Here is a 24,403-nt window from a genome sequence, read left to right as displayed (position 1 = left end):
GCCATTGACTTCGGACTGCGTAGCAGAAGTCGATTGCCTGAGACAGTCGGAGAACGACATCGAAACGGAAAATCAGGTCGGATGCGTCTTTGTGTCAGCCAGTCGCAGCTTTGCGGCGATTTCGGCCGCAATGAAGAAGGCGTGCTCGGTCACCTGCGGCAGCCCCATCAGTTCGCCGAAGGTGCCCCGCGCCAGCGGACCGGAGATCAACAGCGACGGATCCGCTTTTCCCGACAGGCCGATCGCCTCCGAACGCTCGGTGCAGGCAAGGCCGAGGCCGGTGGGATCGAGCGACAGATGGCCATCTGCCGCGAGCGCCGAGAGCCAGGGCTGAGTTTCGAGAATGCCGCCATGGGCCGGACCGGTCGTGACGACGACGGCGTCATAGACCCGCTCAAGCGGCTGGCCGCGATGGCGCGGCTGCAGCGTGCAAAGGATGAGTTCGCCTTCGATGCGCGCATCGGCGACGGAGCCGGCAAGGATTTCGAGACGACCGGCAGCGATCGCCGCGTCGAGCACGGCTTCTACCTGCGGCGCGATGCGGAAACGATGCACATCCCAATAGGGACGCAGATGGCGGACGAGGCGGCGCCGTTCGGCCATCGGCAGCGCCTGCCAGAGGTCATATCCCTGCGCTCGTACCTGATCGATCACCCCATGCCAGCTTATGCCCTGCACCTTCGCCGCATCTATGGCGGCGCGGATTCCCGCCAGCAGCGAAACGGCGGAATGAGCCGCATCGGCAACGAAATCGCCATAGAGCGGCTGCGGTACCGGCGCATGCCCGCGCGAGCGCAGGCCGCGGCGCGAGATCGCCGTCAGCGGACCGTGATGTCCGCGTTCGGCAAGCGAGGCAATGACATCGGCGGCGGTCAGGCCGTTGCCGATGACCAGCACCCGGTCGTGGGGACGGATGACGTCGAGCGCGCCCGGCTTCGTCGTGTCGGAGACGAAACGGGGGTGGGCGGCAAGAAGGCTCGCAAGCCGGCCGGGAGCGGCCGGCGGCGGATGGCTGGTGGCGATCGCGACCATATCGGCCTCAGTCACGCCGCCTTTCTCGTCGCGGATCGACCAACGGCCGGCCCGGCGCTCGACATGGCTCACCGCCGCGCGGCGATGGCGCACGCTGCCGTCGTCCAGAAATGGCTTCAGCAGGGAGGCGACATAATCGCCGAAGAGCCGGCGCCGGGGAAAGATCTGGCCGTCGGAGCGTCTTGCCTCGGGGTCGCAGGCGACTGCGTCCCGGGCCTCGATCCAGGCCTGGAATTCACCCTGGTCGTCAGGCTGCAGGCTCATCTTGGCGGCCGGGACATTGATGCGGTGGGCCGGATCGTCCGTGTCATAGGCAAGACCACGGCCGAGCTCCGCCCGCGGCTCGAAAACGACGATCACGGGATGTTCGCCGCCCATCGCCCGGGCGAGATGATAGGCGACGCCCGCACCGGAAACGCCACCGCCGATGATGGCGACGACGGGCTGTTTTGACGTCGGCAGGGGCTTGGACTGCATGGTGGCCGGATCTTGCTTCGATGGCCAAACATAGAAGCCGGACATTCCTAGCGCAATCCTCGCCCGGCAATTGTCTATAATAATTGTGTAGATTAATGCGGTGCTGAGATTGTCGTCGAAAATTCAGGATTGCCGCGGATGGTGTTGGTGACCGTGCAGATCTCATCTTCAGCCGCATGGACAATCTTGCGGCGAGTCTCCTCGTCGATATCGCCCGTGATCGAGAAGACAATGTTGAATTTGGCAACGCGTGAAAGCCCTTCTTCCGCCTTTTCGCCAGTGACGTCGGCAGCGATCTCGCTGATCCTGTCGAGAACGCCCATCTGGCTGGCGGCAATGCGGGCGCTGAGCACGAGGCAGGCAGAGAGCGAGGCATAGAGCAGGTCGAGCGGGCTGAAGCCCGGCTGCGACGGCGCAGTGACGATATCGATTTCACCCTTGGTGGTGGAAGTCACATGCGGAAAACCGGTGCGGCCGAGGGTGGCGGCAGCGCCTGTCGGACGGGGGCGAGGCTTCAGATCGGCCATGAAAAATCCTCTGACAATAGCCTCACAGAGATAGCGAGTTGCGCTTCGGCCTGCAACGGCGCGGCGACGCTCGGCAACGGAACCTTTCCATCCGTCATCAGTTGATTACACCTGTACGAAACCAGTGACAAAGGTGCATCGCAATGGCGCATGTCCGCAGCATGGATCGTCAGGGCCGGCGGATGGACGCACGCGACCGGCTGATCATCGCCCTCTATGCACAACTCAAGGCCGAGCGGGAAACGCGCGAGACGCTGGAATGGGCGATCCGCAACGGCGCCATTTCGCAGGAAGTGCTGGAGGCGATTGCGGCCGATCCGGTTCCCGTGGTTACCAGCGAGGACATCGCCTCCCTGGAAAAAATCATCGCGCTCGACGAAAGGCGTAAACCAAATCGGAACTAGAGCGTGATGGCGAAGCGTGCCTGGTTTTCGCCGACATCACGAATTTAAGAAGAGGAGATCCGAAATGGCCGATATCACTTATCAGGTTGTACCGCACGACAATGGCTGGGCTTACAAGCTCGGCGACACACTGTCGGAAACCTATGCGACGGCCGAAGAAGCGATCGTCCACGCCAAGGATGCTGCTTCACGTCAGAAAATCGGCGACGGCGACGCGTTGCTGGCTTATCCCTCACCCGACGGCGGCTGGGCGTTTCAGGAGCTCGAAACAGACAAAAGCAACGGCCGGCTCTGATTTGCAAAGGGGGAAGGGGAATGGCCGCGCGAGCAAGCTGGAAAGGTCATCTGAAGGTAGGCGACCTTGCTTGCGCCGTCGGGCTCTATACCGCCATTTCCTCCTCCGACCGCGTTTCCTTCAACATCATCAACCGCAGGACCGGCCATCGGGTTGAACGGCAATTCGTCGACAGCGAGACCGGCAAGCCGGTCGAGCGGGACGATCAGGTCAAGGGCTACCAGATGGAGAATGGCGATTACATCGTCATTGAAGGCGACGAGATCGCCGAGATCATGCCGGAAAGCGACAAGGTGCTCAACGTCAAGGCTTTCATTGCCTATGACGGTATCGACAAGCTCTATTTCGACCGTCCCTATTATCTCGCCCCCGTCGACGAACATGACGAAGAAGCGCTGTCGCTGATCGTCCGGGGCATGCGCGACGGCAAGGTGGCAGCGCTTGCCGAAGCCGTGCTCTTCAAGCGCAACCGGACGCTGCTGATCCGGCCTCATGACAGCCACATCGTCGCGACCATGCTCAACTTCGACTATGAGGTGCGCTCGGCCGACACTGTCTTCAAGGACATTCCCGACATCAAGTTCGACAAGGAGATGCTTGAACTCGCCGGCCATATCATCGAGACCAAGCACGGCAGTTTCGATCCGAGCGCCTACGAGGACCGTTACGAAGCTGCTCTCGTCGAACTGGTGAAGGCAAAGATCGAGGGCCGGGAGCCGCCGAAGAAGAAGCCGGCGCCGGAACGCAAGGTCGTCGACCTGATGGAGGCGCTGCGCGAGAGCGCCAAGATGACCGGTGAGGGTGCGGCTAAGAAAACGCCGGCAAAGAAGAAGGCGCCGGCCCGCAGCGACAGCCAGAAAAAGAAGGCAGGCTGAGATGGCTCTCGAATCCTGTCAGGCGAAGCGCAAGAACCGCTCCAGCTTTAAAGACGCTTCGCAGATGTCCTCTAACGCGGCTTCCTTTCCCCTTCTTCCGCCAGGCTCTTTTTCAGCGCATCCATGATGTTGATGACGTTGCCAGTCGATTTCACCGGCGCCGGTTTCTTGGCCGGTGCGGCCTTCTTCAGGTTCTTCTGCTTGCCGCGGATCATCGATTTCAGGCGCTTCTGGATCGGATCCTGCACCATGGTCGGGCTCCAATCCCTGGTCTCTTCCTTTACCAGCTGCTTCATCAGCGTCAAAAGCTTGCTGTCGATCTTTGCTTTATCGTCGATCTCGGCAAAGGGTTCGCGCACTTCGTCGCCATAACGCAGGGTCCAGAGAATAATGCCCTTGCCTTGCGGCTCCAGCAGCACGGCACGCTCGCGGCGATAGAGGACCAGACGGGCAATGCCGACGACGTCGTTCGCCTTCATCGCCTCGCGGATGACGCAGAAGGCTTCCACCCCGACCTTGTCCGCGGGCGCCAGGAAATGCGGCTTGTCGTACCAGATCCAGTCGATCGAGCCGCGCGGCACGAAACTGTCGATCTCGATGGTGCGGGTGCTTTCAAGCCCGACTTCCTCGATCTCTTCGTCTTCGAGAAGAACATAGTCGCCCTCGCCGCGGGGATAACCCTTCACCTGGTCCCTGTCGGCGACCGGCTTGTGGGTCACGCTGTCGACATAGCGGCTTTCGACGCGGTTTTTCGTCTGGCGATTGAGGACGTGGAAATGCACCTTGTTGCTTTCGGTCGTCGCCGGCGTCAGCGAGACGGAGGCGGTGACGAGCGAGAGCTTGAGATAACCCTTCCAGAATGTCTGGCGTGCCATGACGGTCCTGTCTCCCCGACACGGTGGGACATGGCAATCAACGGCAAAGCCGGTCTTTGGTTCCGGGCCGGGTGATCAGCGGTTGCGCGCGGCGCCGTTCAGATCGAGAAATACCGCTTCTGCCAGGGCAGCTTTTTTTCCTGCCATGCGCGCGGCGTGAATTCGTCATAGGCTGTCTCGGCGATCGCCAGCATCCAATTGCGGCCCTTGCGCGCCAGCAGCACGCACGACAGTTCCATGCCGGGCTCGACGGCAATGGAAGGCCGGTTGGCGCCTGATATGTCGATGCCCTTGTCGCGCCACTGGATGACGATTTCATCGGGTTCGGATGTCCATTCACCCGAGGCGACGGAGGCTTTGCCGTCGGCATTGAAGCGAAGCGGCGGCGGCGTAACGTTCAGAAAGCTGCCGTCATTATGATAATTGCCGTCAATCTCACCGGCCGTGGCTTGGCCCGTTCCTTTCAATAGGATGTCCTGCCGGCAACGCATGAATATGTTGCGCCGGAGGCTGCCCGACCACGGACGATTGGCGAAAAAGGCGACGTCGCATGCGCTGATGATGTTGTCATGGATATCGATGTCCTTGCGGAATGCCCGCTCCTGGTCGGAAAAGCCGCTCAGGCTGATGCCGCGATTGTTGTTCTCGATCCAGTTGTCATAGAGGTGATGACCGGCATGATCGGCCTTGTCGCCGATGCCGTAACCGAAGGAATAGTCGTTCATCCTGCCGTCGCGCATGATGTTGCTGCGCACCACGGCATTATCGCCGATCGACGAAAAGGAAAAATTCTTGCCGCCGATGAAGTTGTACTCGACGCGGTATCTCCGGGTTTTATCACAGACCAGCGCGCCCTTGTTCGAACTGCTCGTCGGCGATTGCAGGAAGAGGTTGCCGCGGATCACAATATCGGAGCTGATATTGTCGTCGCTGTTTTGATAGGCGAACTGGCAGCAATCGGCGCCTTCGCCCGGTGCGGCGCCCATCCGGTTGTTTTCCAGAAGCACATTCGACGTCTTCGTCAGATAGATGCCGTCGCCCCTGACATTCTCCGTTTCGCAGCGCCTGACGACGAGGTTCTTGCCATTGTGAAATTTAAAGCCGCGCGGCGAGTTCTTGACGACGACGTCTTCGACCACCGTATCGGAAAACACCTGATAGGCGACGCCGATATCCTCAGCACCGTCGATGACCTGCGCCCGCGTGGAGACGCCATGAGATTTCTTTCGCAGGATTGCGGGCATCGGATCTCCATCGGCGCGATTACCTGGGCACTGCGCATCTTCTCAGAGGCGCGAGGGATGCGGTAACGCATTGAGCTGCTGCATGGCCTATCCTTAAATCAATTCCGATTTAAGAAATACGCAGTCGCGCCGAATTAATGCAGGGCATGTGGCAGGAGTTTGACGGCCTGCTTCACTTCGCAGGCGTCTTGCGATTCAGAGGCTAAAGCTTGCAACCGGTCACCGAGTCTCGAGCATCCGCATCAACCGGCGGCAATGCTGGCGGTCAGGCTTGAAATCTTGAATACCGCAATCTTGTAGCGTTTCGGCTCGTGTCCCGACAGCCGCACGGCCTCCTCATTGGTGCCGATCGCGAAGACGAAGTGTCCGAAGACCCTAATCGTCCGCGGCGATGTCGCGATCAAAGTCGGTTGACGGATATCCTACAAGTGGATATGTTTTTACATCATTGCAGACCGAATGAGAACGGAATGTCGCTGAAATCCATGAAGCCCCTCACCCGTGCGCCTCTGCTCCACGTTTCCGTGCAGGAAAGCCTGCGGGCCTATATCAGCGACAACGGATTGAAGCCCGGCACGGCTCTCCCGGCCGAAGCCGACCTGGCGAACCAGCTCGGCGTCAGCCGCAATTCGCTGCGCGAAGGCATCAAGGCGCTGGAATCGCTAGGCGTACTGGAATCGCGTCGCGGCATCGGCATCTTCGTCAAGGCCTTCTCATTCGAGCCGCTGCTCGACAATCTCGCCTATGGCCTCGGAGGCGCGCTGCGCCAGATCGAGGAAGTGATCGAGATCCGCCGGACCCTGGAAGTCGGCCTGATCGGCAAGACGGTCGAGATGATCGGCGACGACGATATTGCTGAGCTGCGCGCCACGGTGGACCGCATGCGGGTTCATGCCGAGCGTGGTCAATCCTTTGCCGACGAAGACCAGCTTTTTCATACCCTGCTGTTCCGCTGCCAGAACAACGAGACCCTTGCCAGGCTCATCGATGTGTTCTGGCTCGCCTTCTACAAGGCATCCGACTTCGTAAACCTCGACAATGTCGATCCTGTCGCGACCTGGAGGGATCACGCGGCGATCGTCGATGCCATCGAGGCGAAGGACGTCGCGGAAGCGCAGAAACGCCTGGACCGTCATTACGACGGCATTTCCCGGGTGATCGCCGCCAATAAGAAAAGTGTCAATGTAGGAGGAACACAATGAGACGACTGTTCAGACTATCGTCGACCATCGCGCTTGCTGCGATGATGGCGACGACCGCCATTCCGGCCGTCACTGGCCCGGCCCAGGCCGCCACGCTGTCGGGCGGCTTCGATGTCGGACCCGGCGGTTTTCAGGGCAATTTCAACTCTCTCGCCGCGACGGGTGGCTTCACCTGGCTCAGCGTCTATTTCGAGCCGCTGGTGACCTATGACGAGAAGCTCGAGAAAGTCGTCGGCCAGCTCGCCTCATCCTATGAGGTCAGTCCCGACCAGATGACCTACACGTTCAAGCTCGCCGACGCGAAATGGCATGACGGCAAACCCTTCACCGCAAAGGATGCCAAGTTCACCATCGAGCTTGCCAAGAACGCCAAGACCGGCTCGGTTCTCGCGGCTCGCCTGAACGCCGTTTCCTCGGCCGAGGCCAAGGACGACAAGACGCTGGTCATCAAACTGTCGGCTCCATCGGCAAGCCTGATGGACACGCTGACGAAGGTGATGATGCTGCCGGAGCACGCGCTGTCGCAGATCCCGGCGGACCAGCTCGCCAAGAACACATGGTGGTCGACTGCGCCGATCGGCACCGGGCCGTTCAAGTTCAGCAAATATGTCACCGATCAATATGTCGAACTTGCCGCCAACACCGACTACCGGGGCGGCAAACCGGCGCTGGAAAAGATCATCAACCGCTATTTCGCCAATCCGGCTGCGGCGATCGCCGCACTGCGCGCCGGCGAGATCCAGTTCACCTATGTCGATTCGAACGATTTGACCGCCTTCAGCAACAACAAGGATTTCCGCGTCATCGAAGGCAACTCCTTCGTCGTCAACTATCTCGGCTTCAACCATGATGCACCGATCTGGAAGGATGTCCGGGTGCGTCAGGCGGTGATGTATGCGATCAATCGCGACGCGATCATCCAGAGCCTTTACGGCGGCGCCGCCAAACCGGCAAATTGTTCCTATATCGCCGACCAGGTGGTGCCGAGAGGCATCGAAACCTATGCCTACGACCCGGAAAAGGCCAAGCAGTTGCTGAAGGAAGCCGGCTGGGATCAGATCAACGGCGACAAGCCAATAACGCTTCTGACCTATTACACGACGCCGCTTGCCGCCAATGTCATGGCTGCGGTCCAGGCGATGCTGGCTCAGGTCGGCATCAACGTCACGCCGCGCGCCGTCGACACGCCGACCTATAACAGCATCGTGCTCAACCCGGCACCGGACGTCGCGCAGTTTCAGATGGTTTATGCCGGCCTGCAGAACGGCCCTGACCCGGGCAGCATCAATGTCGGGCTCAACGAGAAGCAAATCCCGCCGGCCGGCCCGAACGTCGCCCGCGTGCGCATGCCGGTGCTGACGGCCGCTCTCGATGCGGCGCTTGGCGAGACGGATGCCGCAAAGCGCGAGGCCCGCTACCAGGAGGTCTGCAAGGTGATGAACAAGGAATTGCCCTGGGGTCCGCTCTGGGTGGCGAAACGTAATGGCGTCGCCTCCTCCAAGCTCAAGGACTTCGTCTGGACGCCCGCCCCGGGCGGCGGCCCTTACCAGGCGCATCCGGAAAAATGGGCGATCGCCGAATAGGGCGTAGCGCATCCTGAGGAAGCCAAGGGCGGCCAGGTCGGCGAACCTGTCCGCCCCGCACAGGAACGAATTTCAATGCTGCGATACAGTCTCCGGCGCCTGCTGATCGGCGTCGGCATGCTCTTTGCCTTGAGCATGCTGATCTTCGTCATGCTGCGCCTTACCCCCGGCGATCCGATTGACGCCTATATCGACCCGAATGTGCCGATGTCAGCGTCGGATCTTGCGGAACTGCGCGTCACACTCGGCCTCGATCAGCCGCTGCCGGTGCAGTATATCGCCTGGCTGGGGCAAGCGCTGACGGGAAATCTCGGCTATTCGATCAAACGGCCCGATCAGCCTGTGCTCAGCCTCGTGCTCTCGCGGGTCGGCCCGACGGTTCTGCTGATGGGATCGGCGATCGCGATCGCGATCGTCGCCGGCATCGCGACCGGTATCGTCAGCGCGGTTCGCCGCAATTCCATCGCCGACCTGTCCTTGTCGGTCTTTGCGGTCACCGGCATATCCAGCCCGCCCTTCTTAAGCGCCTTGGTCGGCCTTTATCTGTTTTCGGTTTATTTCCGCTGGATGCCCTCCGGCGGCATGCTGACGCCCGGTCGGGAATTTTCCGTCACCGACCTCCTCCATCACCTTATCCTGCCCGCGACATTGCTGGCCGTCGCGCAGACGGCGCTGATCATGCGCTATATGCGCGCTTCCATGCTCGAGGTCTTGAACCAGGATTATGTGCGCACTGCGCGCGCCAAGGGCGTCTTCGAATTCTGGGTGATCACCAAGCACGCCCTGCGCAATGCGCTGCTGCCCGTCATCACGCTGATCGGCTCGACCATCGGCCTTGCGATCGGCGGCGCGATCTTCATCGAAAGCGTCTTCAACTGGCCCGGCATGGGCCTGCTGATGGTCGATGCGGTGGAGGGCCGCGACTATCCTGTCATCATGGGTTCGACGCTGGTGATCGGCGCCTGCGTCATCGCCGTCAACCTTCTGACCGATCTCGCCTATGCGGTGGTCGATCCGCGGATCAAGGTGGGCTGAGCGATGCCGGCACCAAACTCTGCCCGTAGTCCGGGCCCGATCGCACGCTCCCTCAATCGCTTCCTGCTCAACCGGGCCGCCTTCGCCGGCCTGTGCATGATCGCGCTGGTGATCGTGGCGATACTTTCCTATCCGCTGTGGTGGAGCTTCAAGCCCAACGACATCGATCTCATGGCGATGAATGCGCAGCCGGGACCGAGACATTGGTTCGGCACCGACGGCGTCGGACGCGACATCTTTGCCCGGGTCATGGACGGTGGCCGGATCTCGCTTTTGGTGGCCCTCACCTCGACCGTCATTTCCGCCGTCATCGGCTTCCTGGTCGGCGCGGTCTCGGCGCTTGCCGGCCGCTTTGCGGATGCCGTCACCATGCGTTTCGTCGATCTTGTCATGACGCTGCCGCCGGTCATCTTCCTGCTGGTGCTCGCCTCGATCGCCGGCACCGGCATCTGGCCGACGGTCTTCGTCATCTCGCTGCTCTCCTGGCCGCTGCTGGCGCGCATGGTGCGCGCGCGCCTGCTGGAACTTCGCGAGCGTGACTTCGTGATGGCGGCAAGGGGCATGGGGGCGGGTCTGCCGCACCTGCTCTTCCGCCACGGCCTGCCGAACTCGATCGACATCCTGGTCGTCTTCGCGACGCTGCAAATCGCCAATGCCATCCTGCTCGAGGCCGGCCTTTCCTTCCTCGGACTCGGCATTGCGCCGCCGGCGGCAAGCTGGGGCAACATGCTGAATGCCGCCCGCTCCACCGCCGTGCTCGAACAATATCCCTGGCAGTGGCTGTTTCCCGGCGGCTTCCTGGTGCTGGCCGTGCTTGCAATCAACTTCATTGGCGATGGTCTTCGCGATGCCTTCGACCCTCGCGCCGAATTAAACTGACGATCGAAAGAAAGCGAAAATGAGCAAATTCAAGGGTGTCGTTCCTCCCGTCATAACCCCGCTGAACAAGGACTACACGGTCGACTATCCATCCTACACGCGGGTGCTCGAAAATCTGATCGAGGCCGGGTGCCATGGCCTCTTCGTGCTCGGCTCGACCAGCGAGGTGATCTTTCACGACGAGCAAACCCGGCGGGAGATCATCGAGCATTCGGCCAAGGTCATCAACGGCCGGGTACCGCTGATCGTCGGCGTCATCGATCCGACGACCGACCGGGTCATAAACCATGCCAGAATCGCCAAATCGGCCGGCGCCGATGCGGTTGTCGTCACCGCACCGTTCTACACGGTCACCAGCCAGGCCGAGACCATCGATCACTTCCGCTATATCCGCGATGCCGTCGACGTGCCGCTGATCGCCTATGACATTCCGGTCTGCGTGCATCTGAAACTGCAGCGCCAGACCACCGTGACGCTGGCAAAGGAGGGAACCATCATCGGCATCAAGGATTCGAGCGGCGATGACGGCAATTTCCGCTACGTGCTGCTCGATCTCGCCGACAACAAGGACGTCTTCCTGATGACCGGCTCCGAAATCGTCGTCGACACGGCGCTGCTGATGGGCGCCCATGGCGTGGTGCCAGGCATCGCCAATGTCGATCCGCACGGTTACGTCAGGCTCTGGAATGCCGCTCAGCGCGGCGACTGGGTCGCGGCTCGCAAGGAGCAGGAGCGGCTCTGCCGGCTCTTCGAAATCGTGTGGGTCGGAGCGGGCCGGGTCAGCGGCGGCGCTGCCGGCATCGGTGCCTTCAAGGCGGCGATGAAGAGCCTCGGCATCATCGATACGGCGGTGATGCCGCGCCCGCGTGCCGCCCTCAACGAGGCCGAAACTGCAAGGATCGACCAAATCCTCCGCGCCACCGGCCTGCTTTCCTGATGGATGCCATGCCACAGACCGCCGACACCATTCTCGACATCAAGGGGCTGCGGACCGTCTTCCGCATCCGCTCGGGCGAGGTGACGGCGGTCAACGGCATCGATCTCAGCGTGGCTGAGGGCGAGACGCTGGCGCTCGTCGGCGAATCCGGCTCGGGCAAATCGGTCACCAGCCTATCGGTCATGCGGCTGCTGACCCGCAATATCGGTGCGATCGCCGCCGGCAGCATCGATCTGAAGCGCAAGAATGGTACTGTCAGCAATCTTGTCTCGCTCACCGAGCAGGACATGCGCGCCATTCGCGGCAACGATATCGGCATGGTTTTCCAGGAGCCGATGTCGAGCCTCAACCCGGTCTACACCATTGGCGACCAGATCTCGGAGCCGATCCGGATTCATCGCGGCGCGAACCGGAAGACCGCCATGGATGCGGCCGTCTTGCTTCTCGACGGCGTCGGTATTCCCGATGCCAGGCGCCGTGCCGGTCAGTATCCGCACGAGCTCTCCGGCGGCATGCGCCAGCGCGCCACGATCGCCATGGCCCTTGCCTGCGACCCGACGCTGCTGATCGCCGACGAGCCGACGACGGCGCTTGACGTCACCATCCAGGCGCAGATCCTCGCCCTCCTGCAGAGGCTGCAACGCGAACGCGGCATGGCCATGCTCTTCGTCACCCATAATCTCGGCGTCGTCGCCGAAATCGCCCATCGGGTGGCGGTGATGTATGCCGGCCGGATCGTCGAGACCGGGCCGGTAGCCGAGGTTTTCCGCAATCCGCGACATCCCTATACGATCGGGCTGCTGGCCTCGATGCCGAAACTCGGTGATGCCAGCCGGATGAAGCAGGCAGGCGAAAGGCTGGCGGCCATTCCAGGCGTCGTGCCGAGCCTGATGAACATGCCGGCGGGCTGCGCCTTCGCGCCGCGCTGCCAATTTGCCCTCGACGCCTGCCGCGTGGCCGTGCCGCCGCTGGCCGACGTCAATCCGCGCCACAAGAGCCGCTGCATCCGCTGGCAGGAGATCCGATGAGCGAGCCCCTTCTCTCCGTCCGCGACCTCGGGAAAGTTTATACGTCCCGAGGGACCAAGCTGACCATCCTGCAGGCGATTTCCTTCGACATTGGCAGGGGCGAGGTGGTCGGGCTGGTCGGCGAATCCGGCAGCGGAAAGACCACGATCGGGCGATCGGTGCTTCGGCTCATCGAACCCTCCGCCGGCAGCGTCCGCTTCGACGGCACCGAACTCACCAGCCTGTCATCATCGGCAATGCGGCGCCTGCGGCCCCGGATGCAATATCTTTTTCAGGACCCATTCGCGAGCCTTTCGCCGCGTATGACGATCGGCGAAATTCTGACCGAGGGGCTGAATATCCAGGGCCTCGGCACGGCAAAAGAGAGATTGGAACGCGCCCGCGCCGCGCTCGAACAGGTCGATCTGCCGCCGGACGCAGTCAATCGTTACGCTCACGAGTTCTCGGGCGGCCAGCGGCAGCGGATCGGCATCGCCCGGGCGCTGACGCTCGCGCCGGAATTCATCGTCGCCGACGAGCCGGTCTCCGCACTCGATGTCTCGATCCAGGCGCAGGTGATCAATCTTCTGCGTGATCTGCAGCAGCGACTTGGCCTGACCATGCTGTTCATCAGTCACGATCTCGCCGTGGTCGAATATATCTGCGACCGGGTGATCGTCCTCTATCTCGGCCGGATCATGGAAATCGCGCCAAGTGCTGCGCTCTATGCCAGACCGCTGCATCCCTACACGCGGGCGCTGCTCTCGGCGATCCCCTCGCCCGACCCCGATGCGCCGCGCAACCGCCAGATCCTCAAGGGCGATATCCCGAGCCCCGCCGATCCGCCGAGCGGTTGCGTCTTTCGCACGCGCTGTCCGAACGCGCTACCGGCCTGCGGCGCGACCGTGCCGGAGCTGCGCGAAATGACGCCGGGGCGTTTCAAGGCCTGCATTCGCGATGATCTCGACTGAAGGGAAGCGAGATGACGATAAAAAACCGCCGCCACCCTATAGCAGGCAACTGGGCAAGCCTGCTCCTGCCGATCGCCGAGGACGACAGCATCGATTTCGAAAAGCTCGGTGAGGAAATCGACATGCTGATCGCCGCCAAGGTCGACGGCATCTATTCGAATGGCACGGCGGGTGAATTTCATAACCAGACCGAAATGGAATACGAGCGAATTCAAGACATTCTGGCATCGCGTTGCCGGGCCGCCGGAATGGCCTTCGTCATCGGCGCCTGCCAGCCCGATCCGATCATCATGCTCGATCGCCTGCGCCGCGCCACTGCACATAAGCCATTGGCGATCCAGGTGATCCTGCCCGACTGGTGGCCGCTCACCAATCTCGAAGCCACCGATTTCCTGAAACGGGCGTCAGAGGTCGCCGACGGCATCCCGCTCATCCTTTACAATCCGCCGCATGCCAAACGTGTCCTGACGCCAGCCGAGCTCAGCGACGTGTGCGGCCCCTGCCCGTCCGTGGTCGGGATGAAGATCGCCGATGGCGACGACGCCTGGTATGCACAGGCGCGCGCATATCTTGGCGAATTTTCTCTGTTCATTCCCGGCCACCATCTCGCCACCGGCATGAAGCACGGCGTTGCTGCCGGCGCGTTTTCCAACGTCGCCTGCCTCAGTCCTCACGGTGCCCAAGCCTGGATGGAGCTGATGCACACCGACCTCGGTGCCGCGCTTGATATCGAAAGCCGCATCTGCGCCTTTATGGACGATCACATCGTCCCGTTTCGACGTGATCACGGCTATTCAAACGCAGCGCTCGACAAACTGCTCGCGGCGATCGGCCACTGGGGGCCCGTCACCACCAGGCTGCGTTGGCCTTACCGCTTTATCGATGAGCAAGAGGCGGCAAATCTGCGCGATCGCGCACGCATGATGATCCCCGAACTCTTCGTTCGGTAGATCATGCATTCGAAGGGATGCGGGCGATGACCTTGATCTCGAAATCGAAGCCGGCCAGCCAATTCACGCCGACCGCCGTCCAGTTCGGATAGGGCGGCTCGCTGAAAACCTTCTGCTTGACTGCCATGATGGTTTCAAACTGGTTTTCGGGGTCGGTGTGGAACGTCGTGACGTCAACTATATCGTCCAACGTGCAACCCGCGGCATCCAGCACCGCCTTGAGATTTTCGAAAGCCAGTTCGACCTGGCGTTTGAAGTCTGGTTCAGGCGTACCATCGGAACGGCTGCCGACCTGGCCGGAGACGAACAGAAGATCGCCGGATCGGATGGCGGCCGAATAGCCGTGTTCCTCGTAGAGAGCATGTCTGTCGGCGGGAAAGATTGCTTCGCGTTTGGTCATTGTCGCTCTCGCTTTGTCATCTTGATTGGAACGTGGGCGCAGCCGTGTCACTGCAGAAGCTTCACATGTCGCAGCGCCATCTGATATACGGTGCGTATATGACTTAGTTAGATACGTTGCGCATGTCAAGCTTCAGATACGAAGCGTATCTGAGAAGTGGAGTTGGAATGGCAAAACGACGCGTTGAGACGATGGAGGAAAATCGTCGGAAGCTGATAGCCGCAGGGCGAAAGGCCTTTGCCGAGAAGGGCTATGCGGCCGCCTCGATGGACGAGCTGACGGCCGAAGTCGGGCTGACGAGGGGGGCGCTCTACCACAACTTCGGAGACAAGCGCGGGCTGCTGGCCGCGGTTGTCGACCAGATCGACACGGAAATGGCCTCGCGCGCCCAGGAGATCGGCGCCCGTGCGGGCGACGATTGGCAGAGCCTGCTTGCCGAAGGTGCCGCCTATATTGAGATGGCGCTCGATCCGGAGGTCCAGCGCATCGTTCTGCTCGACGGACCTGCCGTGTTGGGTGATCCCTCACAATGGCCGAGCCAGAGCAACTGTCTTCAGGCTACCAGGCAGGCGATCGAGCGCTTGATCGCACAGGGAACCCTCAAGCCGGTGGACGCGGAAGCAGCCGCCCGGCTGCTCAACGGCGCGGCGCTCAATGCCGCGCTCTGGATAGCTGCCAGTGACAAGCCGCAGGATGTGCTGCCGAAAGCCGTCGAAACCTTCGGTGCTTTGGCTGCGGGCCTCCTCAAGACGTCGGCGTAAGCGCCTTATACGCGCGGCGTATCGGCGACCCGGCGCCAATCGCCCTGGTGGCCTTGCCCCTCCTGCGCCGCGATGGGCCCCGGGTGCTTCCCCACCCCATCGCAATACCATCAGGCTTCAGCTCAGTTGGGCAAGGATATCGTCGACGACGCTCGGGACCGTTCCGGTTGTGTCGATACCGATCCCGGCGGGAAAGTGTTTGCTGCTCCTATGGTACTGCAGAACCACCGCACGCTCGTCCGGCGCGAAACCCGGCTCATCTGGCCGCCCGTCCAATCGTCTGTTCAACGTCTCGACATCTATGTCGAGCACAAAAACCTTGTCGAACAAGTGCAGAAACTTATGGAAATTGCGGGAGCCGCCACAGAAGAACGTGGCAGGGTGAGTGGTATCAGCGGTGATGGCCCGGACCTTTTCAACAGGCCAGATCCAGTGCGCGTAGTGCCAAACGACCCGGTCCACACCTTGCGGCGGTCCTTTGAGCGCCTCGCCGGTCTCGGGGTCCCCGACATAGGCCAGGACCCGATCACCATGGACGACATTAAAACCACGCCGCTCCAGCTCAGTAGCGACAGACGTTTTTCCAGTGCCCGAGCTGCCTTCGATCAAGTAGTTCTTGATGCCCATAAGCGACACTTAACACGGTCAGCAATCCGCTGAGAAGATACTTCACAGGCGTATTCACCCAACCGACGGCGGGCCTAGTAGCTCCCGAAAACCAGAAGAAGCGCGCCAACCGCGATAATCGCAAGTGCCGGCCAATTCCGCGATAAGCCAAGGAACCTCAGGCCCTGACGCCTCGGTTCCAACGTCGCCCCGCCTTGCGGCATCAGGTGAGGATCACTCGGTTTTCGACGGAGCGCCGGCTGTAAGAGAAAAAGAAGGCCGCCGATTATCAGAGCGGCACCGATCAGAACTGCCCACATCGTCGCCTCCGCTGGGAATACCTAGCTTAAACCAGACCGGGTCGCGATTGTTCCGTTGCTCCAGCCGCTTATGCATAAACCGTCAGCGCGCCGAAGCAAACCTACGTGATTGGACTGCTCATTGCGGATCGACAATGGGATCGATGGACCACGCAAAGCTTCGACGTGGCGACAGCGCCTTCCAGCCGGAGCGCTCGTCAACCCAGTGGTGGGTGCCAGGCAGACCGTCGTTTAATACCAGCGTCCTCGGCCGTACCAGCCGCCACCGCCAAGCAACAGAAGTATTACAACGATGATGAGAAGAGTTGTGAGATCCATGCGCGTTCTCCTCGGAGTACCATCACCATCTCGTTGGCGCCTGACGGACGTTGCTCATGGTGGGACTCCTGCTTACAACGGCAATGCCCGGTGTTGGTTCCATTCGATGGCATAACAGTCCCGCCTCGACCGGGGCGGGTACGCGCTTTGGGACGACCGCGGCCGAAGGCGATGATAATAGGATTGGTCGGCTTATCCCGATCGATGGCCGTCCAGTACTTGTGGAGTTCGCGCCACGGCCGCCCGGCTGAAGGCCGCGTGCGCCTGATATACCTCATTTGTCTAGCTTTCCGGGATTATGTCCACATGTTACGATCTTTGTATCATAGGGGGCGAGTTCGTATGCAGTATCGCCAAAAGGGATCAGTGCCTTTCGGAGCACCTCATCGAGCGCTGGCCGGCACCGCCGCACCCTTCTACACACGGCAACAACCTGAAGATCATCTTGTATGGTTTCTTGTTCAGTTGAGGATCGTAGGGAAACTGTCCATTTGACCCGGCCGCTAGTGTCGGTGGTCGTTCCCGCTTTCAACGCTTCACCGTACATCGAACGTACACTTCGATCCGCAGTGCAACAGACTTATGCGAATCTTGAGATCATCGTCGTCAATGATGGCTCTACCGACGATACCGCAAGATTGGTCGAGAAAATGGCCAGGGTGGATTCGCGAATTCGCCTCCTGTCCACATCAAACCGCGGTGTCGCGGCGGCAAGAAATACCGGCATCCGGGCATCATCAGGCCCATATGTGGCTTTTCTTGACGCGGACGATCTCTGGCATTCGACGAAAATCGAGAAGCAGGTAAATGCGCTCCACAGATTATCCCGTGAGTGGGCCGCTGTTTATGTGTTGCACCATATAATCAATCGAGACGATGAGATCGTTTGCTCCTACCGCCCCGATGTTGCAAGAGGATATATCTACGCCCGGCATCTCACCTTCAAATACGTTGGCAATGGGAGCGCGCTTCTTGTTCGTCGCGATGTTGCGCTCGAAATTGGCGGGTTTGATACCTCATATGCAGCAGCAGGAATTGGCGGCTGTGAAGACCTCGATTTCGAACTTAGGTTGGCCGCGCGCTATCTTGTCGAAGTGATCCCGGAACGGCTGGTTGGCTACCGCCAGTATCCGGGCAACATGTCATCAAATCACCTGCAGATGGGTCAGGGCGCTCTGGAAGTTGTCAGGCGTTCGCTCGCCGCAAATCCTCATCTGCCCCACTACGCTGCGCGAAGTGCGATGAACGCCACTCGGAAATATGCGTACTGGCAATTTCGCCAAGCCAAGAGTTCATCTTTGTCAGTCATGGTTCTTTGGTCGATAATACGAAGCGATCCCTTTTTCGTGGTCCAGCGCATCCTCCAAAAGGGGCTGCGCTGGCGAAAAATTCAAAATTCAGATCTCCAGTTTAGATCGAAATTCGACCTAAAGAGCATTCCGCCCGTCGAGCCCCCTGACGAGAGCCGACGATCAAGACGCCACCTGGTTCGGCTGGCAGGGGTGGATGCCAAACTAAGTTCATCTCTCGAGCCCTGAGAGGTTGGGCGATGCTGAGCGGAGGCGGGGCTAATGAGTTCAGGTAAATTGACGATTTTCCGAACTCTGTCATCCTTCTACCTGCCGCGCCTCCTCAATAGCGCGGTACCACTGATACGAATGCCCCGTCCTGGCGGGGCATTTCGCTTATCAGGACTCCGGTACTGCAGGAAGGCTTGGCGCAGACCAACGAGGACCAGGAAACTCAATAAAGCTTTGTTTTAGATTTTTGATGGTGCCCAGGACCGGAATCGAACCAGTGACACGCGGATTTTCAATCCGCTGCTCTACCAACTGAGCTACCTGGGCTAACCTGCTTCCGATGGTGCTTTCTTGAAAAAGAACCGTAGGGCCTTGGTTCGCCCCGGAAGCGAGCGGGGTTATAGCATCTTGTTCGCTCATGGCAAGCGTCAAATGACTCTTTTTTGACGGTCACGCTGGATTTGCCGATTCATCAGGAAAAATAAGAGCTTCGCCGATCGTTTCGCTACTAAAGCGCGCCGCAGCAAATTTGATTCATGCGACGCGCTTTAGCCTTTTGTTCTTATGCAGGTAGTTGTCCCGGAACCGCTGCACACTTCCGGGCGACATGCACTAGTTTTCCTCCTCGGGATAATCGGCCTTCGTCTCGTCATCGGCAACGGGAATGGCATAGGAGCCGGTCAGCCAGCGTGAGAGATCGACCTCGCGGCAGCGGTTGGAGCAGAAGGGATAATGTTCGCGATTCGACGGCTTGCCGCATTCGGGGCAAGGGCGCGTCTTGCGCAGCGGTTCGACCTTGGCGGCGGCTTTCCTGTATTCGGGCATATCGGTCCGTCCTAAGGCATGTCGCGCAAAAGTGGGCAGCGGTTTTGCGGCAACGCCATGCGTAAAAACAAAGTCTTAAAGCACGAGCCGCGGATCTGAAAAGATCGTGACGCGCTTTAAGTGTCGGCCGCGGGCTCAGGCCTCGGGCCACCGGCTATGCACATCGAAGCCTTCGCCGGTCAGAAGCACAATGGTTTCATAAAGCGGCAGGCCGACGACATTGGTGTAGGAGCCCACCATCTTCTGCACGAAGGTGCCGGCAAGGCCTTGGATGCCGTAGGCGCCTGCCTTGCCGCGCCACTGGCCGGAGGCCAGGTAGTTCTCGATCTCAAAGCCGGACAGCCGCTTGAAGCGCACCTTTGTCTCGACGATTTTCTGGCGGATCTTGCGATCCGGCGTCACCAGACAAACGCCGGTATAGACGAGATGGTTGCGTCCCGACAGAAGATGGAGCGAGCTCAGCGCCTCGTCGGCGAACTCGGCCTTGCCGAGAATGCGCCGGCCGACGGCAACCACCGTATCGGCGGAGAGGATATAACTGCCCTTCCAGGTGATATCGCCCTTGATGGCAGCGAGCGCCGCTTCCGCCTTCTCGGCCGAAAGCCTGCGGGCGAGCGAACGCGGATGCTCCGACTTCTTCGGCGTCTCGTCGATATCCATCGGCATCAGGCGCGAAGGTTCGATGCCTGCCTGGTTTAGCAGGTCGACGCGACGGGGAGAGCCCGAGGCGAGAATGAGCTTGTATTTCAGCGCCATGGAACCTCGACCATCGGCAGACGGGAGAAAACCGCTTGCAGGACCTCGGGCAAGCTTACTTGAAACGGTAGGTGATGCGGCCCTTGGTCAGATCGTAGGGCGTCATTTCCACAAGCACCTTGTCGCCGGCGAGAACGCGGATGCGGTTCTTGCGCATGCGGCCGGCGGTATGGGCGATGATCTCGTGTTCGTTTTCGAGCTTCACGCGAAACGTCGCATTCGGCAGAAGTTCGGTGACGATTCCCGGGAATTCGAGGACTTCTTCTTTCGGCATATAGTGGTTTTCTTCCTGTGGGTTGAAGAGGCAGCGCAGCGCGCGCCTTTAAATTTGGGCGGAAACTACACAATCAAGGCGGGTTTGTGAACCTTGTTGATCGGGCTTTCCGTCATTTGTTTTCACGCCGATTGCGCGGCAATGCCATTTCGTTTCAGCAGCCGGCTTTCGATGAGACCGGCCAGGTGATTGCGGACCTCGCGATAGCTCTCGAGAATCTGCTCGCGCGTTCCTGTGACAACCGTCGGGTCCATGGTCGGCCAGTAGACGACGTCGATTGCATTCGACCGCGTCAGCTCGAGTGCGGCGTGATGGGCCTGCGGCGACAGCGTGATGATCAGATCGAAATAATCGTCCTCGAGCTCATCAAGCGTCTGCGGCTGGCGGCGCCCGAGGGAAAGCCCGATCTCCTCGAGCACGACATCGACGAAGGGATCGCGCTCGCCGGCGCGAACGCCGGCCGACCTTATATAGGTATTGGAGGGCAGAATGCTACGGGCAATGATTTCCGCCATCGGCGAGCGGATGGCGTTCATCCCGCACATGAAGAGGATGGCGCCCGGCCTCTTTCCCTCCCCAACGTCGGCGGCGAGCTCCATCTCCGTCATCCGCGCCAGTAGAGCACGCAGACCAGGGTAAACAGCCGCCGGGCGGTGTCGAAATCCACTTCGATCTTGCCGGCCAGCCTGTCCCTCAGCGTCTGCGACCCCTCGTTGTGGATGCCGCGCCGGCCCATATCGATCGCCTCGATGCGGCTCGGCGTCGCCGAACGGATCGCTTCATAATAGCTCTCGCAGATCATGAAGTAATCCTTGACGATCCGCCGGAAAGGCGTGAGCGACAGGATATGGGTGGCGACATTGCCGCCCTCTTCGGTGGTGATGGCGAAGACCAGCTTCGAATCGACCAGCGAGATGTTCAGCCGGTAGGGGCCGCCGGCATGGCCGATCGGCGCAAAGCTGTTTTCCTCGATCAGATCGAAGATGGCGACGGCGCGCTCATGCTCGACATCGGGCGTCGAACGGCCGATCGTATCGTCGAGGACGACGTCGCAAAGCCGGAAATCGCCCGCCGCCATGCCCTCACCTTTCGAGGTTGAGGCGGATCGCGACCGATCGCGCATGGGCATCGAGACCTTCGGAGACCGCAAGCGCGATCGCTGCCGGGCCGAGGGTGCGCAGCTCACCCGGCCCAAGGCGCAGGATCGAGGTGCGCTTGACGAAATCGAGCACCGAAAGACCGGAGGAGAAGCGCGCCGAACGCGCCGTCGGCAGCACATGGTTCGACCCGCCGACATAATCGCCGATCACTTCGGGTGTATGGGCGCCGATGAAGATCGCGCCGGCATTGCGGATGCCGTCGAGCAGCCGGTCCGGATCGGCGACGGCAAGCTCGAGATGTTCGGCAGCGATGCGATTGGCGAGCGGAATGGCCTGTTTCAGATCGGCCACGAGGATGACCGCGCCGAAGTCGCGCCAGCTGGCGGCTGCCGTATCCGCGCGGTTCAGCGTCTGCAGCTGGCGTTCGACCGCCTGCTCCACCGCTTTGCCGAATTCGACATCATCGGTGATCAGGATCGCCTGGGCGCTGGCATCGTGCTCGGCCTGCGCCAAAAGATCGGCGGCGATCCAATCGGGATTGTTGTCCTTGTCGGCAATGACCAGCACTTCGGACGGACCGGCGATCATATCGATGCCGACGGTGCCGAAGACGTGGCGCTTGGCGGCGGCGACATAGGCGTTGCCGGGCCCGGTGATCTTGGCGACCGGCGCAATCGTCTCGGTGCCGTAGGCGAGAGCGGCGATCGCCTGGGCGCCGCCGACGCGGTAGATCTCGGTCACGCCGGCGAGCCTGGCGGCGGCGAGCACCGCCGGATTGACGGCGCCGCCGGTGGCCGGAACGGCAATGACGATGCGGTCGACGCCGGCGACCTTGGCCGGCACGGCGTTCATCAGCACCGAACTCGGATAACTCGCAGTGCCGCCCGGGACGTAGAGCCCGACCGCCTCGATCGCCGTCCAGCGCGAGCCGAGACGGACGCCGAGATCGTCCTCGTAGATATCGTCCTTCGGCAGCTGCCGGCGATGATGGGATTCGATGCGGAGCGCCGCGAGCTTCAGCGCGCCCAGCACTTCCGACGGCACCGCCTCGACGGCGGCGTCGATCTCTTCAGGCGTGACGCGCATCGGCACGGTGGCGAAGTCGATGCCGTCGAATTTCAGCGAATATTCGGCAAGCGCCACATCGCCGCGGGCCCTGACGTCATCGATAATGGCGCGCGCGACGGCATTCACATCCTCGGAGACTTCGCGCTTCGTCGTCAGGAAAGCGGCGAAATGCTGCTCGAAACCTTCCGATGCCTGATCCAGCCAGATTGCCAAGGCCGATATTCCTTCTCAACTCGAAACCGCAACATTCAAACGTCTTGCGCGTCAGGGATGGCGCGGCTTGGAAGCCGCCTGCCATGCACCGCCGATATCGGCCATCTGCACCTCGATGCATTCGACATCGAGCGCAATCGAGGCGTTGCCCGACAGCGCCAGCTCGACCGTGCCATCCGGCCCCTCGCCCTTCTTCTCGAAGCGCAGCGCCAGGAGCGACAGCACTTCATCTCGCTCACCACGATCGATGCCGAGCGAACGCACGGCCAGGACCCGCTTGAAAACCAAGGCAGCGCGGCGGCGCTCGAACCCTCTGCGCTTGCGCATGGCACTTTCCCAGACGAAGCGATTGGCGGCAAGCGCGAACTGGGCACCGCGCGGCGACCAGTCGATGTCACCGACCTTGAAGACGCTATCCTGCATATGCGCGGAAATGATCGCGAGGTCCTCGTCATCGAGCGCAACAAGCTTCAGGTCGGTCATTCAGGCTCAATCCCTAGAGCATGATGCCGAAAAGTGTGAGCGCTTTTCGGACGACATCATGCTGTTGCTTTTAACAGGCACCGCCGGAATGGCGATGCGTTAGACAAGGGAAATAAGATGCTGCGACCGATTTCGCAACCGGAATGAAGGTCTCTGTTACTCGCTGATGCGCTGGACGACGGCGCCGCAGCGGGTCAGCTTCTCCTCGAGCCGCTCGAAACCGCGGTCGAGATGATAGACGCGGGAGACCGTGGTTTCGCCCTCGGCGGCAAGGCCGGCGATGACGAGCGAAACGGAAGCGCGCAGATCGGTCGCCATAACAGGCGCGCCGCGCAGGCGCTGGACACCTTCGATCTTCGCCGTCTGGCCGGACAGCGTGATCCTGGCGCCGAGCCGGGCAAGCTCCTGCACGTGCATGAAGCGGTTTTCGAAGATGGTCTCGGTGACGTGCGAGATGCCGGAGGAGCGGGTCATCAGCGCCATGAACTGCGCCTGCAGGTCGGTCGGGAAACCCGGGAAGGGATCGGTGACGATATCGACCGGCTTGATGCCGGCGCCGTTGCGCTTGATGCGCATGCCGTTGTTGGTCGCGGAAATGTCCGCGCCGGCGCGGCGCAGCGTTTCCAGCGCGGTTTCGAGCAGCGACACATCGGTATTTTCCAGCACGACATCGCCGCCGGCCATGGCGACGGCCATGGCGTAGGTGCCGGTCTCGATGCGATCCGGCAGGACGCGGTGGCGGGCGCCGGACAGCGAGGTGACGCCTTCGATGGTGATGGTCGCGGTGCCCGCGCCGGAGATCTTGGCGCCCATGGCGTTCAGGCAGTTGGCGAGATCGACGACTTCAGGTTCGCGGGCGGCATTGCCTATGACAGTCGTGCCGCGGGCAAGGGTCGCCGCCATCATCATCACATGGGTGGCGCCGACGGAAACCTTCGGGAAGGTGTAGCGCGCGCCGATCAGGCCGCCATCCGGGGCCTTGGCGTTGATGTAACCGGCATCGATCTCCATGGTCGCGCCGAGCGCCGTCAGGCCTTCGATGAAGAGATCGACGGGGCGTGTGCCGATGGCGCAGCCGCCCGGCAGCGACACCCGGCAATGGCCTTCGCGCGCCAGGAGCGGGCCGATGACCCAGAAAGAGGCGCGCATCTTCGAGACCAGTTCATAGGAAGCGGTGGTATCGACGATGGTGCGGCAGGTGAAATGGATCGTGCGGGCGTAGGAATCCTCCTGGCGCTCGCGGCGGCCGTTGACGGCGACGTCGACGCCATGATTGCCGAGGATGCGCATCAGAAGTTCGACATCGGCCAGATGCGGCACGTTTTCCAGCGTCAGCGTGTCGCTGGTCAGAAGCGAGGCGATCATCAGCGGCAGTGCGGCATTCTTGGCGCCGGAAATCTGAATGATGCCATTCAGCTCATTACCGCCGACGATTCTGATACGATCCATGTGCGCTTACTTCCTGA

General features: G+C 61.1%; 28 protein-coding genes, 1 tRNA gene and 1 pseudogene. 13 read left to right on the top strand and 17 right to left on the bottom strand.

Annotated elements, in window-relative coordinates; translation table 11 throughout:
* Window positions 1–72 precede the first annotated feature (72 nt).
* Window positions 73–1,554 (bottom strand): FAD/NAD(P)-binding protein, encoded by a 1,482-nt coding sequence (locus tag EFR00_RS19635; RefSeq protein ID WP_077992578.1) that lies wholly within the window; start codon window positions 1,552–1,554, stop codon window positions 73–75.
* 47 nt (window positions 1,555–1,601) lie between these two features.
* Window positions 1,602–2,036 (bottom strand): OsmC family protein, encoded by a 435-nt coding sequence (locus EFR00_RS19630; protein ID WP_077992580.1) that lies wholly within the window; start codon window positions 2,034–2,036, stop codon window positions 1,602–1,604.
* A 143-nt stretch (window positions 2,037–2,179) separates the two neighbouring features.
* Between EFR00_RS19630 and EFR00_RS19625 the strand changes: the two genes are divergently transcribed.
* The 3 genes from EFR00_RS19625 to ku (EFR00_RS19615) all read left to right on the top strand — a co-directional run bounded on the left by EFR00_RS19625 (window position 2,180) and on the right by ku (EFR00_RS19615) (window position 3,610).
* Window positions 2,180–2,440 carry a hypothetical protein gene (locus EFR00_RS19625; RefSeq protein ID WP_077992582.1) on the top strand — a complete coding sequence of 87 codons (261 nt, stop codon included), beginning with the start codon at window positions 2,180–2,182 and terminating at the stop codon, window positions 2,438–2,440.
* Between the two features lie 64 nt (window positions 2,441–2,504).
* Entirely contained in the window at window positions 2,505–2,735 is a 231-nt protein-coding gene (locus EFR00_RS19620; RefSeq protein ID WP_077992584.1) for a DUF2188 domain-containing protein, read from the top strand.
* A gap of 20 nt (window positions 2,736–2,755) precedes the next feature.
* Window positions 2,756–3,610 (top strand): non-homologous end joining protein Ku, encoded by an 855-nt coding sequence (gene ku / locus EFR00_RS19615; protein WP_077992586.1) that lies wholly within the window; start codon window positions 2,756–2,758, stop codon window positions 3,608–3,610.
* 71 nt (window positions 3,611–3,681) lie between these two features.
* Here the strand turns inward: ku (EFR00_RS19615) and ku (EFR00_RS19610) are convergent, their stop codons facing one another.
* From ku (EFR00_RS19610) to EFR00_RS19600, 3 genes and pseudogenes are all read right to left on the bottom strand, one after another.
* A complete protein-coding gene (ku, locus tag EFR00_RS19610; RefSeq protein WP_010059471.1) occupies window positions 3,682–4,485 on the bottom strand; it encodes a non-homologous end joining protein Ku in 804 nt (267 codons plus the stop codon).
* A gap of 98 nt (window positions 4,486–4,583) precedes the next feature.
* Window positions 4,584–5,729 (bottom strand): right-handed parallel beta-helix repeat-containing protein, encoded by a 1,146-nt coding sequence (locus EFR00_RS19605; protein ID WP_077992588.1) that lies wholly within the window; start codon window positions 5,727–5,729, stop codon window positions 4,584–4,586.
* A 248-nt stretch (window positions 5,730–5,977) separates the two neighbouring features.
* Window positions 5,978–6,103: pseudogene (locus tag EFR00_RS19600) on the bottom strand (ABC transporter permease subunit); the annotation flags it as partial.
* Window positions 6,104–6,199: 96 nt separating this feature from the next.
* Between EFR00_RS19600 and EFR00_RS19595 the strand changes: the two are divergent.
* The 8 genes from EFR00_RS19595 (at window position 6,200) to EFR00_RS19565 (ending at window position 14,293) form a co-directional block, all read left to right on the top strand.
* Window positions 6,200–6,931: a FadR/GntR family transcriptional regulator gene (locus EFR00_RS19595; protein ID WP_077992589.1), complete on the top strand. Its 732-nt coding sequence runs from the start codon at window positions 6,200–6,202 to the stop codon at window positions 6,929–6,931.
* Window positions 6,928–8,514, top strand: a complete 1,587-nt coding sequence (locus tag EFR00_RS19590; RefSeq protein WP_077992590.1) for an ABC transporter substrate-binding protein — start codon at window positions 6,928–6,930, stop codon at window positions 8,512–8,514. The genes EFR00_RS19595 and EFR00_RS19590 overlap by 4 nt, the downstream gene beginning before the upstream one ends.
* A gap of 75 nt (window positions 8,515–8,589) precedes the next feature.
* Complete coding sequence (locus EFR00_RS33315) at window positions 8,590–9,549, top strand: ABC transporter permease (RefSeq protein ID WP_077992591.1); 960 nt, start codon at window positions 8,590–8,592, stop codon at window positions 9,547–9,549.
* A 3-nt stretch (window positions 9,550–9,552) separates the two neighbouring features.
* Complete coding sequence (locus EFR00_RS33310; RefSeq protein ID WP_077992592.1) at window positions 9,553–10,428, top strand: ABC transporter permease; 876 nt, start codon at window positions 9,553–9,555, stop codon at window positions 10,426–10,428.
* A 19-nt stretch (window positions 10,429–10,447) separates the two neighbouring features.
* Window positions 10,448–11,365 (top strand): dihydrodipicolinate synthase family protein, encoded by a 918-nt coding sequence (locus tag EFR00_RS19580; protein WP_077992593.1) that lies wholly within the window; start codon window positions 10,448–10,450, stop codon window positions 11,363–11,365.
* A gap of 8 nt (window positions 11,366–11,373) precedes the next feature.
* Window positions 11,374–12,393, top strand: a complete 1,020-nt coding sequence (locus EFR00_RS19575) for an ABC transporter ATP-binding protein (protein ID WP_077992723.1) — start codon at window positions 11,374–11,376, stop codon at window positions 12,391–12,393.
* Complete coding sequence (locus EFR00_RS19570; protein WP_077992594.1) at window positions 12,390–13,343, top strand: ABC transporter ATP-binding protein; 954 nt, start codon at window positions 12,390–12,392, stop codon at window positions 13,341–13,343. The genes EFR00_RS19575 and EFR00_RS19570 overlap by 4 nt, the downstream gene beginning before the upstream one ends.
* Window positions 13,344–13,354: 11 nt before the next feature.
* Window positions 13,355–14,293, top strand: coding sequence for a dihydrodipicolinate synthase family protein (locus tag EFR00_RS19565; RefSeq protein ID WP_077992596.1), 939 nt, complete (start codon window positions 13,355–13,357; stop codon window positions 14,291–14,293).
* A 1-nt stretch (window position 14,294) separates the two neighbouring features.
* On the opposite strand, the gene EFR00_RS19560 is transcribed toward EFR00_RS19565, so the two are convergent.
* Window positions 14,295–14,693 carry a RidA family protein gene (locus EFR00_RS19560; RefSeq protein WP_077992598.1) on the bottom strand — a complete coding sequence of 133 codons (399 nt, stop codon included), beginning with the start codon at window positions 14,691–14,693 and terminating at the stop codon, window positions 14,295–14,297.
* Window positions 14,694–14,860: 167 nt separating this feature from the next.
* Between EFR00_RS19560 and EFR00_RS19555 the strand changes: the two genes are divergently transcribed.
* The gene (locus EFR00_RS19555; RefSeq protein ID WP_077992601.1) at window positions 14,861–15,454 is read left to right on the top strand and encodes a TetR/AcrR family transcriptional regulator; all 594 of its coding nucleotides are present in this window, start codon (window positions 14,861–14,863) and stop codon (window positions 15,452–15,454) included.
* Window positions 15,455–15,571: 117 nt separating this feature from the next.
* Here EFR00_RS19555 and EFR00_RS19550 read toward each other — a convergent pair whose 3' ends face one another.
* Both EFR00_RS19550 and EFR00_RS33585 read right to left on the bottom strand, forming a co-directional pair.
* Window positions 15,572–16,081, bottom strand: coding sequence for an adenylate kinase family protein (locus EFR00_RS19550; RefSeq protein ID WP_077992725.1), 510 nt, complete (start codon window positions 16,079–16,081; stop codon window positions 15,572–15,574).
* 74 nt (window positions 16,082–16,155) lie between these two features.
* Entirely contained in the window at window positions 16,156–16,380 is a 225-nt protein-coding gene (locus EFR00_RS33585; protein ID WP_010060292.1) for a hypothetical protein, read from the bottom strand.
* Window positions 16,381–17,147: 767 nt separating this feature from the next.
* Between EFR00_RS33585 and EFR00_RS19540 the strand changes: the two genes are divergently transcribed.
* A complete protein-coding gene (locus tag EFR00_RS19540; protein ID WP_077992603.1) occupies window positions 17,148–18,236 on the top strand; it encodes a glycosyltransferase family 2 protein in 1,089 nt (362 codons plus the stop codon).
* A gap of 233 nt (window positions 18,237–18,469) precedes the next feature.
* Here the strand turns inward: EFR00_RS19540 and EFR00_RS19535 are convergent.
* The 9 genes from EFR00_RS19535 to murA form a co-directional block, all read right to left on the bottom strand.
* Window positions 18,470–18,545: transfer RNA gene (locus tag EFR00_RS19535), tRNA-Phe, on the bottom strand.
* A 285-nt stretch (window positions 18,546–18,830) separates the two neighbouring features.
* A complete protein-coding gene (gene yacG, locus EFR00_RS19530; protein ID WP_077992606.1) occupies window positions 18,831–19,043 on the bottom strand; it encodes a DNA gyrase inhibitor YacG in 213 nt (70 codons plus the stop codon).
* A gap of 135 nt (window positions 19,044–19,178) precedes the next feature.
* Complete coding sequence (locus tag EFR00_RS19525; RefSeq protein WP_012482617.1) at window positions 19,179–19,799, bottom strand: Maf-like protein; 621 nt, start codon at window positions 19,797–19,799, stop codon at window positions 19,179–19,181.
* A gap of 55 nt (window positions 19,800–19,854) precedes the next feature.
* Window positions 19,855–20,073, bottom strand: coding sequence for a translation initiation factor IF-1 (gene infA / locus EFR00_RS19520; RefSeq protein WP_003545338.1), 219 nt, complete (start codon window positions 20,071–20,073; stop codon window positions 19,855–19,857).
* A gap of 122 nt (window positions 20,074–20,195) precedes the next feature.
* Complete coding sequence (locus tag EFR00_RS19515; RefSeq protein WP_170961363.1) at window positions 20,196–20,681, bottom strand: arsenate-mycothiol transferase ArsC; 486 nt, start codon at window positions 20,679–20,681, stop codon at window positions 20,196–20,198.
* Window positions 20,678–21,151, bottom strand: coding sequence for a UPF0262 family protein (locus tag EFR00_RS19510; RefSeq protein ID WP_038686797.1), 474 nt, complete (start codon window positions 21,149–21,151; stop codon window positions 20,678–20,680). The genes EFR00_RS19515 and EFR00_RS19510 overlap by 4 nt, the downstream gene beginning before the upstream one ends.
* A 4-nt stretch (window positions 21,152–21,155) precedes the next feature.
* Complete coding sequence (hisD, locus tag EFR00_RS19505; protein WP_077992608.1) at window positions 21,156–22,454, bottom strand: histidinol dehydrogenase; 1,299 nt, start codon at window positions 22,452–22,454, stop codon at window positions 21,156–21,158.
* Between the two features lie 51 nt (window positions 22,455–22,505).
* Complete coding sequence (locus EFR00_RS19500; RefSeq protein ID WP_009989509.1) at window positions 22,506–22,937, bottom strand: DUF2948 family protein; 432 nt, start codon at window positions 22,935–22,937, stop codon at window positions 22,506–22,508.
* Window positions 22,938–23,093: 156 nt separating this feature from the next.
* The gene (gene murA, locus EFR00_RS19495) at window positions 23,094–24,386 is read right to left on the bottom strand and encodes a UDP-N-acetylglucosamine 1-carboxyvinyltransferase (protein WP_038686791.1); all 1,293 of its coding nucleotides are present in this window, start codon (window positions 24,384–24,386) and stop codon (window positions 23,094–23,096) included.
* Window positions 24,387–24,403 lie beyond the last annotated feature (17 nt).

It is taken from the genome of Rhizobium sophoriradicis (genome assembly GCF_003939025.1).
Taxonomy (GTDB): domain Bacteria; phylum Pseudomonadota; class Alphaproteobacteria; order Rhizobiales; family Rhizobiaceae; genus Rhizobium; species Rhizobium sophoriradicis.
This window is presented reverse-complemented; position numbering and strand designations above follow the sequence as displayed.

Coding starts and splice junctions, on each gene's coding strand:
- EFR00_RS19635 (WP_077992578.1), bottom strand. CDS start 1,554: ATGTCCGGCTTCTATGTTTGGCCATCGAAGCAAGATCCGGCCACCATG.
- EFR00_RS19630 (WP_077992580.1), bottom strand. CDS start 2,036: ATGGCCGATCTGAAGCCTCGCCCCCGTCCGACAGGCGCTGCCGCCACC.
- EFR00_RS19625 (WP_077992582.1), top strand. CDS start 2,180: ATGGCGCATGTCCGCAGCATGGATCGTCAGGGCCGGCGGATGGACGCA.
- EFR00_RS19620 (WP_077992584.1), top strand. CDS start 2,505: ATGGCCGATATCACTTATCAGGTTGTACCGCACGACAATGGCTGGGCT.
- ku (WP_077992586.1), top strand. CDS start 2,756: ATGGCCGCGCGAGCAAGCTGGAAAGGTCATCTGAAGGTAGGCGACCTT.
- ku (WP_010059471.1), bottom strand. CDS start 4,485: ATGGCACGCCAGACATTCTGGAAGGGTTATCTCAAGCTCTCGCTCGTC.
- EFR00_RS19605 (WP_077992588.1), bottom strand. CDS start 5,729: ATGCCCGCAATCCTGCGAAAGAAATCTCATGGCGTCTCCACGCGGGCG.
- EFR00_RS19595 (WP_077992589.1), top strand. CDS start 6,200: ATGTCGCTGAAATCCATGAAGCCCCTCACCCGTGCGCCTCTGCTCCAC.
- EFR00_RS19590 (WP_077992590.1), top strand. CDS start 6,928: ATGAGACGACTGTTCAGACTATCGTCGACCATCGCGCTTGCTGCGATG.
- EFR00_RS33315 (WP_077992591.1), top strand. CDS start 8,590: ATGCTGCGATACAGTCTCCGGCGCCTGCTGATCGGCGTCGGCATGCTC.
- EFR00_RS33310 (WP_077992592.1), top strand. CDS start 9,553: ATGCCGGCACCAAACTCTGCCCGTAGTCCGGGCCCGATCGCACGCTCC.
- EFR00_RS19580 (WP_077992593.1), top strand. CDS start 10,448: ATGAGCAAATTCAAGGGTGTCGTTCCTCCCGTCATAACCCCGCTGAAC.
- EFR00_RS19575 (WP_077992723.1), top strand. CDS start 11,374: ATGCCACAGACCGCCGACACCATTCTCGACATCAAGGGGCTGCGGACC.
- EFR00_RS19570 (WP_077992594.1), top strand. CDS start 12,390: ATGAGCGAGCCCCTTCTCTCCGTCCGCGACCTCGGGAAAGTTTATACG.
- EFR00_RS19565 (WP_077992596.1), top strand. CDS start 13,355: ATGACGATAAAAAACCGCCGCCACCCTATAGCAGGCAACTGGGCAAGC.
- EFR00_RS19560 (WP_077992598.1), bottom strand. CDS start 14,693: ATGACCAAACGCGAAGCAATCTTTCCCGCCGACAGACATGCTCTCTAC.
- EFR00_RS19555 (WP_077992601.1), top strand. CDS start 14,861: ATGGCAAAACGACGCGTTGAGACGATGGAGGAAAATCGTCGGAAGCTG.
- EFR00_RS19550 (WP_077992725.1), bottom strand. CDS start 16,081: ATGGGCATCAAGAACTACTTGATCGAAGGCAGCTCGGGCACTGGAAAA.
- EFR00_RS33585 (WP_010060292.1), bottom strand. CDS start 16,380: ATGTGGGCAGTTCTGATCGGTGCCGCTCTGATAATCGGCGGCCTTCTT.
- EFR00_RS19540 (WP_077992603.1), top strand. CDS start 17,148: ATGGTTTCTTGTTCAGTTGAGGATCGTAGGGAAACTGTCCATTTGACC.
- yacG (WP_077992606.1), bottom strand. CDS start 19,043: ATGCCCGAATACAGGAAAGCCGCCGCCAAGGTCGAACCGCTGCGCAAG.
- EFR00_RS19525 (WP_012482617.1), bottom strand. CDS start 19,799: ATGGCGCTGAAATACAAGCTCATTCTCGCCTCGGGCTCTCCCCGTCGC.
- infA (WP_003545338.1), bottom strand. CDS start 20,073: ATGCCGAAAGAAGAAGTCCTCGAATTCCCGGGAATCGTCACCGAACTT.
- EFR00_RS19515 (WP_170961363.1), bottom strand. CDS start 20,681: ATGACGGAGATGGAGCTCGCCGCCGACGTTGGGGAGGGAAAGAGGCCG.
- EFR00_RS19510 (WP_038686797.1), bottom strand. CDS start 21,151: ATGGCGGCGGGCGATTTCCGGCTTTGCGACGTCGTCCTCGACGATACG.
- EFR00_RS19500 (WP_009989509.1), bottom strand. CDS start 22,937: ATGACCGACCTGAAGCTTGTTGCGCTCGATGACGAGGACCTCGCGATC.
- murA (WP_038686791.1), bottom strand. CDS start 24,386: ATGGATCGTATCAGAATCGTCGGCGGTAATGAGCTGAATGGCATCATT.